Annotated in this window: 8 protein-coding genes; 2 read left to right on the top strand and 6 right to left on the bottom strand. The window is 48.5% G+C overall.

Annotated elements, in window-relative coordinates:
- The first annotated feature begins 237 nt into the window (after positions 1 to 237).
- On the top strand, positions 238 to 1,893 hold the full coding sequence (locus tag NG792_RS28590; protein WP_261197311.1) for a dipeptide ABC transporter ATP-binding protein: 1,656 nt from the start codon (positions 238 to 240) through the stop codon (positions 1,891 to 1,893).
- 429 nt (positions 1,894 to 2,322) lie between these two features.
- Here the strand turns inward: NG792_RS28590 and NG792_RS28585 are convergent, their stop codons facing one another.
- From NG792_RS28585 to NG792_RS28560, 6 genes are all read right to left on the bottom strand, one after another.
- Entirely contained in the window at positions 2,323 to 3,111 is a 789-nt protein-coding gene (locus NG792_RS28585) for a class I SAM-dependent methyltransferase (RefSeq protein ID WP_261237772.1), read from the bottom strand.
- Between the two features lie 154 nt (positions 3,112 to 3,265).
- Positions 3,266 to 3,472 carry a hypothetical protein gene (locus NG792_RS28580; RefSeq protein ID WP_261197313.1) on the bottom strand — a complete coding sequence of 69 codons (207 nt, stop codon included), beginning with the start codon at positions 3,470 to 3,472 and terminating at the stop codon, positions 3,266 to 3,268.
- Between the two features lie 28 nt (positions 3,473 to 3,500).
- Positions 3,501 to 3,716 (bottom strand): hypothetical protein, encoded by a 216-nt coding sequence (locus tag NG792_RS28575; RefSeq protein WP_261197314.1) that lies wholly within the window; start codon positions 3,714 to 3,716, stop codon positions 3,501 to 3,503.
- 669 nt (positions 3,717 to 4,385) lie between these two features.
- Positions 4,386 to 5,558, bottom strand: a complete 1,173-nt coding sequence (moeB, locus tag NG792_RS28570) for a molybdopterin-synthase adenylyltransferase MoeB (protein ID WP_261237771.1) — start codon at positions 5,556 to 5,558, stop codon at positions 4,386 to 4,388.
- Between the two features lie 121 nt (positions 5,559 to 5,679).
- A complete protein-coding gene (locus NG792_RS28565) occupies positions 5,680 to 6,141 on the bottom strand; it encodes a M67 family metallopeptidase (protein ID WP_261237770.1) in 462 nt (153 codons plus the stop codon).
- A gap of 45 nt (positions 6,142 to 6,186) precedes the next feature.
- A complete protein-coding gene (locus tag NG792_RS28560) occupies positions 6,187 to 7,785 on the bottom strand; it encodes a CHAT domain-containing protein (protein ID WP_261237769.1) in 1,599 nt (532 codons plus the stop codon).
- Between NG792_RS28560 and NG792_RS28555 the strand changes: the two genes are divergently transcribed.
- A partial coding sequence (locus NG792_RS28555) for a hypothetical protein (RefSeq protein ID WP_261237768.1) occupies positions 7,773 to 8,096 on the top strand: 324 nt, incomplete at its 3' end. The two genes, NG792_RS28560 and NG792_RS28555, sit on opposite strands and share 13 nt — an antisense overlap.

Here is an 8,096-nt window from a genome sequence, read left to right as displayed (position 1 = left end):
GTGGGGGCGGCGGGGGCGGATGGGGAGGATGGGGAGGATACGCAATTTTGTAGTCATGACTTCAGTCGTTTCCTCCCCCACCTCCCCCACCTCCCCTATCTACCCTATCTCCCCCATCTCCCCCACCTCCCCCATCTCCCCTATCTCCCCCATCTCCCCCACCTCCCCCATCCCCCCCACCTCCCTTATCTCCCCAAACTCCCCCATTTCCCATCAACTAACCAACAACCAACAACCATGAATGACGCTTTATTTCGTGTAGAAAATCTGCGAGTTGCTTACCCTTCCGGACGCGGTGGGGGTGGGAGTGAGCCGGTTTGGGCGGTGAATGGGGTGTCCTTTACCCTGTCACCGGGGGAACGGATGGGACTGGTGGGAGAATCTGGGTGCGGTAAGTCTACCTTAGGACGAGCGGCGATGCGATTGTTGTCTCCCTCTAGCTTGGTGGAGGGACAGGTTTATTTTAAGGGTCAGTCCGTGTTTGACTTGACGCCATCGGAGTTGCGCCGGTTTCGGGGAGAAGCGGTGGCCCTGATCTTTCAAGACCCTATGACTAGGCTAGATCCCCTGATGACGATTGGGGAGCATTGTATAGAAACCCTGAACGCGCATCAACCGAATTTAAGCCGGAAACAGGCCAAGGAGAAGGCAGTCGCCACTTTGGAGGCGGTGAAGATTCCGGCAGCGCGATGGTCCCAATATCCTCATGAGTTTAGTGGGGGGATGCGCCAACGGGTGGCGATCGCCTTGGCACTGTTGCTGGATCCGAAGTTAATTGTTGCTGATGAACCGACAACCAGTTTAGATGTGACGGTTTCGGCAGAAATTTTACAGGAACTCACTCGCCTCTGTCGGGACCGGGATTTGGCCCTGTTGCTGATTTCTCACGATTTGGCAATGGTGGGGGAATATTGCGATCGCATTGCGGTCATGTATAAAGGTGAAATGGTGGAAACCGGCAAAACTCAAGAGGTTTTGTTTAATCCCCAACATTCCTATACACAATCCCTGCTCAAAGCTGCTTTACATATTCAGGCGATCGACCCGGATGCGGTACAAACTCCTCCGGACCTCAAATCCACCCCGCTGCTCTGTCTGAAAGACTTACAGCAACATTATACCCTAGAAACTAACTTACTCGATCGCTGGCTATCTGGGAAACAAAACCAGACAATTAAAGCGGTTGATGGGGTCAATTTACAGATTTACAAAGGAGAAATTCTGGGGTTAGTGGGTGAATCCGGCTGTGGAAAAAGTACCCTCTCTCGCACGATTTTGCAACTGGTGACCCCCACAGGTGGTCAGGTGGAATTTTTAGGTCAGGAACTCACCCAACTGTCCCGCCGGTCCATGCAGCAGCAACGCAGACAGATCCAGATGGTGTTCCAAGACCCCCACGCTTGTCTCAATCCGATGATGACGGTGGGACAAAGCATTGCTGACCCCCTGTTTATTCATAATTTAGCGACTCCGCAGAAAGCTAAAGAATTGGTGATCCAGATGTTGGAACGGGTGGGGTTAACTCCGGCAGCGGAGTTTTATGAGCGCTATCCTTCGGATTTGTCTGGGGGTCAACAGCAACGGGTGGCGATCGCCCGCGCTTTAATTACTCAGCCTCAGTTACTGATTTGTGATGAGCCGGTGAGTATGTTAGATGCCAGCGTCCAAACTCAGGTTTTGGAGTTGATGTTGGAGTTAAAGCAGGAATTTGACCTGACTTATTTGTTTATTACCCACGATTTATGGGTGGCGCGGTTTTTCTGCGATCGCATTGCGGTGATGAATTCCGGGCAAATTGTAGAACTTGGCAACACCCGCGAGATTTTCACGAATCCTCAGCATCCCTACACCAAAACCTTGCTCAGTGCGGCACCTCTGTTAGCGCGCACTTAAAGGAATTTGGAGCTAGTGTTGGGACATCTCGTCCTCTTCCGGCGATCGGGGGAGGGCGATTTTTATGGCCCTTGATAGGAGTGTATTTGCTGGCTACATATCATGAATATATAAAGTTTTATGTAATTTTTACTACAAATTGAGAGGCGATCGGCGATAATTAAAGCAGATCCCCTAATACCCTTATTGAGTTCGAGGATGGCAAGCGTCTGATCTGATTTAACAACGGATGGGATGGGAAGCCAGATAAAACCATGACTCCTGAAATTATCAACAGCTTATGGATCCTGCTAGTTATAACGATGTTCAGCATCGTTTACTGCCCTTTACTCTGTTGGGTTCTTCCCAACCGAAGCGGCAATGCATAGGGAAAACCCCTAGTTCAAACTCGTCACCCACGGCAGAAAACCGTGGGATTTTTTGGGGAAGCTACCCTAATTTTTGGGCTCTGACTCGGATTCGTTTATAATCGGCGAACCAAGTCCCCTCTCGATACAATTGCGGTAACAGTTGAGTTTCGATATCGGCCAAAATTGCCCCTTGTGCCTCCGGGGGAATTTGGGAAAATAAGCTATTTCCAAACATGGCGATCCAATTTCTTAATCCATTTTCTCCATCTTCTAACGGAGTCGGACGGTCAAACAATTGGGCAAACTCAACCTCAAATCCTCTATTTTCTAACAGGGTGGTATATGCACTAATACTGGGAAAATACCAAGGATTGAGCCTGATGTCAAGGGGATAACCTGCCGATTCTATGCTACGATAGCAAGCTTGAATAATTTTCTGAACATTTCCTTTCCCGCCAAATTCGGCTACAAATAATCCACCGGGTTTGAGGGATTCAAAAATTCCCTCAATGACGTTTTCTGCTGCCTTCATCCAGTGGAGTGCCGCGTTGGAAAAAACTTTATCAAATTGTTCAGAAAAGTCTAATTTTTCGCCATCCTTGACCTCAAATGTGAGGTGGGGATAGGATTGACGCGCTTGAGCAATCATGGAAACTGACCGATCGACGCCGATGACTTCAGCGCCAGCGGTGGCGATTTGTTGGGCGAGATAACCTGTACCACAGCCTAAATCGAGGATGCGATCGCCCCTTTTGGGTTGCAATAGTTCTAATAAATCGGTTCCATACTGACTGACAAATCCATGTTTGCGATCGTACAGTTCAGCATTCCATTCAGTTCGGTCTAATGGGGAAGATGGCAGGTTCATCTATCTAATTTTAGCTTTATAACTCAATTTTTGTCGGAACGACTTGCTGTCATGATACGGACATGAATTCAATATTGTACTTCCCTAGCCCAAATTGTAGCGGTTGGCGGTGGGGTGAGTGGTTTAAATTCTGTAGAGGGACCGTGATGCTAGGTCATAGTTGATTGGGATGGTGTCCTGTTGGGGTTTCAGGTGTGTCACCCAACAGGAACAGAATTCGGAATACGCAACCGAGGAGAAAGGAAAGACGAGAAGCAGTTTCATCGGTGGGAGAGGCGATCCAGGGTATCATTCTGCCATGAGATAGGGTAGCACTCAGGTTTGTGGGAGGCCAGCGATCGCAAGAGTTGGCAAAAATCAAACGTTTTCCAGTTAATTGACTGATAAGTTTACCACCGAGTAGACCGTTCGCGGAAGCTTTCTAAGGAGGAAAGGCGATCGGGAAGATCCTGCAACATTTTCTCCATTTCTATTTCTTCTTTCTCCCAAGCATTGTAAGGACAAACTTCCGTCCGAGAGTCGGTTCGATAGGTCCGGGATGGGGTTGCTGACCCCTCCAGGGAGGTTGATTGATGTCTTTGGGCTTCAGATGTGGGACCTAACATAGCATTATCCTCAGTTAATGATGGTTTAAGGTATTAGGGTTAATCCTACTGGATTATGTCCTTCCTCTTCTTAGTTTTCCCGATTTGGGGATTAAATCAGCATTTTTTTTAAAATGTTTAATTCCCTCCAGGGATCAAGTAAAAATTTATCGCTAGATAGTTGACAATCGGAGAGATTTACCCTATTCAAGTTGAGGATAGTCACTCTATAACCAAAAAAATGCCCGATATTGTTGCCGATCGCCCCGATTATTTTTAGACTGGAGTCAGGCTCAACCCAACCGACTGAGGATAGCTTGTAACTGTCACGCCAACTTCATACAGCTTTCATACGAATGCAATATGGCCCGGTTATATTAATCACTAGCTGAACGCAAGCAATGCCACCGGATTAGAGCGCTGACACCCTCTAATGCCCTCGGCGGATTTAGTGTGGTTTGGTCCTTATGTCAGAGTTAAGTACACCGGACCTCAATCCTTGCATTCATTCAAAGATCGCTGGATGAATGTCAGGAGGGGTTACCTTCAAAAAATCATGCCCTCATGTCACATTTCCTAACCCTCCAGGACATCTGGGGGGTTTTTTGTGGGTGCGATCGCCCCCGGTATTTTTGAGGGCGATCGCACTGCGTAAAAAAACCAGTATTCTAGCCGGAATTTTTGAATCCCTTAATACTGCGGCACCGACGGATCCACCTCTTGACTCCAGGCGGTAATTCCACCTTTGAGGTTCGTTCCTTCAATGCCTGCTTCCTTCAAAATTCCCAAAGCTTTAGCCGATCGCCCGCCCATTTTGCAATGAGCAATCAAACGATGACCATTTGCCAATTCTTTCACCTTCTCAACTCCCTTTCCTTGTTCAATATCCCCCAGAGGGACCAAAACTGAACCGGGAATTTGAGCAATTTCATACTCGTTCGGGTTACGCACATCAATCAGCACAAAATCTTTTGCACCACTGTCCATCAATTGCTTGAGTTCAGTGGCTGTCATTTCTGAAATTGCCATTTGTTGTTGAGCCTCCGCTGCTTTTGCTTGAGGAATTCCGCAAAACTGTTCATAATCAATCAGTTCTTCAATCACGGGCCGAACTGGATTGGGCCGCAATTTCAACTCTCGGAATTTCATATCCAAAGCATTATAAAGCAAGAGCCGACCGCTCAGGGTAGTTCCAGTCCCGGTGATAATTTTCACGGTTTCTGTCGCTTGGATCACCCCAATAATTCCCGGTAGAATGCCTAAAACGCCACCTTCGGCACAGGAGGGAACCATTCCGGGCGGTGGCGGTTCCGGGTACAAGTCGCGGTAGTTGGGACCGCCTTGATAATTAAACACCGTTGCTTGACCTTCAAAGCGGTATATAGAACCGTAGACGTTCGGTTTATCCAGCAAGACGCAGGCATCGTTGACTAAGTACCGCGTGGGGAAGTTATCGGTGCCATCGACGACGATATCGTAGGGTTTGAGGATATCTAGAGCATTTTCTGCACTTAACCGGGTGTTGTAGAGGTCAACTTGGCAGAAGGGATTAATTTCCAGAATGCGGTTTTTAGCCGATTCAATTTTGGGTTTGTTGACCCAGGAGGTGCCGTGGATGACTTGCCGTTGCAGGTTGGAGGTATCTACGACATCGAAATCGACGATGCCAATGCGTCCCACACCGGCAGCGGCTAAATATAGCAACAAGGGTGCACCGAGACCTCCGGTCCCGATACAAAGGACGCTGGCGGCTTTGAGGCGCTTTTGTCCTTCTACTCCAATTTCGGGTAAGATTAAATGACGGGAGTAGCGTTCGTAATCGTCTGAGTTTAACTGGATTTCGTCCAGATTGGGATTTAACATGGCAGTGTTGCTTGGGCAGGGCAAACACCTATTTTATCGAAATTGGTTGATAATTTTTGCCACGGCGCGATCGCCGCAAAGTTTCTTAACGCCCAAGCGCGAATTCTTGCCCTTTTTAGGATTAAGCTTTTGCAATTACAAGGGTTTCGGGTTGGAAGTGATGGGTTTCGTCTAATGACCAGTTGGTCAGTTGGGTGGCTTGGCCTTGTTCTACTGCGACAATAACATAGGAGTATTCCGACCAAGCATATTCGCGATCGCACTCCGAGGGAATGGCGGGATAGTCAGGATGGGAGTGATAGATGCCGATAATTCTAAGCTGGCGATCGCGGCCTTGTTTCTGCGCTCTCAGTAGTTCTTTTGGATGTATAACATATCGGCGCTCTTTTGTCAAGGTTGTCGCGGCGGATAATTCCCCTGCGGTTTCGGGACTCCAGGCATTTTCAGTTTCCCAGACTTCCACCACCGTTTTACCTGGGGGGGTGATCTCACCTAAGAGCAACCCACAGCACTCCTCGGGATAGGTGCGTTCCGCATGGGTGCGCATAGTGGCCTCGTGAGTTGCTGTTATCGTGAGAATCATCCCCTTCTTCCAAATTGCGATTAAGTCTGGACTTGTATTTTAACGTTACCACGGACTACCAATCATAGTAAATCCGGCCCAGTAATAAGGGTGAGATAAATCAGTATTCTCCACCCCTGTTAAATCCGCAGGCAGTTGTACCCCCCGCAAAACTCCTGTCCCGCGCAGTTCACCCTCGGCAATCTTGACTTCTCCTCGGAGGAGAGATAATTGAGCGTTTTGCAACGCTTCAGCTTTGATCGGTGCCTCTGCCAGATATTGATAAAATTCGGTCATCAGTGCCAAAGTTCCTTCATCACTAACATACCATAAAGAGGCCAAGGCAGATTTAACCCCAGCAGCGAGAGCTAAACCGGCGAATCCTAATTCAGCAGTTTCATCACCGACGGCAGTCCGACAGGCACTGAGTACCAATAACTCAACGGGTGGATTGTTCCATCCTAGGGTGCGTAATTCATCCAAGTGTAGTTGTTCGTTCCAAAGTTGGATAAACGAATTCTTTTGTTCACCGGGGTTAAATTCGGCGTGAGTTGCTAAATGAATGATTTGATAGGGATATTCTTGGCGTTTGGCAATTAAATTGGTGCGCGTAAATGATTCATTGAGCAATGCTTGACCCTGCCAGAGTTGTTCGGCAATGGTGGAAAGTTCTAAGGGGACGGCAGGGAGGGGATTGAGTTGGGTAAACTGACTTGCACCCATTGCTAAAACGCGACTGTTGCGCAGGGGAATGTAACGCATATCGGTTAAACTGATGCTGGGAATTAGGGCGATCGCGTATTTTTCAATCAGAAATTGTTCCCCATCATGTAAAGCAGCAATGGGAAGACTCCGCAACCCGGCATCCATACTAAAAAGTAAGGTATCAATATTTTGTGCTGCTAATTCCTCTTGAATAGGAGCAATTAACCATTGATACAGCTTTTGTGCGTGGATTAAATATTGATTGCTACCCCGGAAGCGAGGATTAGAAATTTGCTGGCGTAATTCAAATGCCGCTTCTAGGATTGCTTGCCGATTTGCTTCCGGAACAGTTTTCCGAATGGGAGTTCCCTCCGTTGTAACTACGACAATTTCTAATTGATCCGGCAATAATAAAGTATAGACGATCGCGGGGTTGGTGTTGGTTTGCTGGGTAATGGTTCCCAAGGTATCCCGAATGCTTTCGGTGGATTGGACAGGTTGTTGAGACAGATCGGTCCCTAAATAATTGGCAAATTGCTGATCCTGAAGGCGATCGAGTTGTAAGACAGCATTGCTGACATTTCCCACCTCTAAGGATTGGGTAATATTTGCCACATTCATGGGGATGGGTGGCGGTGGAACTTGTCCCGGTGGCAGATTGCCGCCTGGGGGAGGGGAATTCTCCCCGGGAGGTTGTAGGGTATTGGGTGCAGGTTGCGGGGCGATCGCCCCTGGATTGCTGGGATTTGGGCCACCAGGCGCAAGTGTAATGGACGATTGTACCCCCGCTCCAGATGGAGGACGGAGGGGTTCTATGGTCAAAATAGGAGGTGCAGAAACAATCTCAGGACCATTAGGACGGGCGATCGCTGGGGTTGGGTTGTTTAGGAGATCGAGGTTGCCATTGGGTTGCACTTGTCCCGGTTGCTGCTGTTGTGGTGGTGGTGGTGCTTGTTGCATTCCTCCTGGTGGTGGTTGTTGTTGCATTCCTCCTGGTGGTGGTTGTTGTTGCATTCCTCCTGGTGGTGGTTGTTGTTGCATTCCTCCTGGTGGTGGTTGTTGTTGCATTCCTCCTGGTGGTGGTTGTTGTTGCATTCCTCCTGGTGGTGGTTGTTGTTGCATTCCTCCTGGTGGTGGTTGTTGTTGCATTCCTCCTGGTGGTGGTTGTTGTTGCATTCCTCCTGGTGGTGGTTGTTGTTGCATTCCTCCTGGTGGTGGTTGTTGTTGCATTCCTCCTGGTGGTGGTTGTTGTTGCATTCCTCCTGGTGGTG

Source organism: Laspinema olomoucense D3b (assembly GCF_025370785.1).
In the GTDB taxonomy this organism is placed as follows: domain Bacteria; phylum Cyanobacteriota; class Cyanobacteriia; order Cyanobacteriales; family Laspinemataceae; genus Laspinema; species Laspinema olomoucense.
Note: the sequence above shows the minus strand (reverse complement) of the source record. Positions and strands in the feature narration are given on the sequence as shown.

What these genes read in the sequence shown, in the direction of transcription:
- NG792_RS28590 (WP_261197311.1), top strand. Translation starts at nt 238, where the DNA reads ATGAATGACGCTTTATTTCGTGTAGAAAATCTGCGAGTTGCTTACCCT.
- NG792_RS28585 (WP_261237772.1), bottom strand. Translation starts at nt 3,111, where the DNA reads ATGAACCTGCCATCTTCCCCATTAGACCGAACTGAATGGAATGCTGAA.
- NG792_RS28575 (WP_261197314.1), bottom strand. Translation starts at nt 3,716, where the DNA reads ATGTTAGGTCCCACATCTGAAGCCCAAAGACATCAATCAACCTCCCTG.
- moeB (WP_261237771.1), bottom strand. Translation starts at nt 5,558, where the DNA reads ATGTTAAATCCCAATCTGGACGAAATCCAGTTAAACTCAGACGATTAC.
- NG792_RS28565 (WP_261237770.1), bottom strand. Translation starts at nt 6,141, where the DNA reads ATGATTCTCACGATAACAGCAACTCACGAGGCCACTATGCGCACCCAT.
- NG792_RS28560 (WP_261237769.1), bottom strand. Translation starts at nt 7,785, where the DNA reads ATGCAACAAGCACCACCACCACCACAACAGCAGCAACCGGGACAAGTG.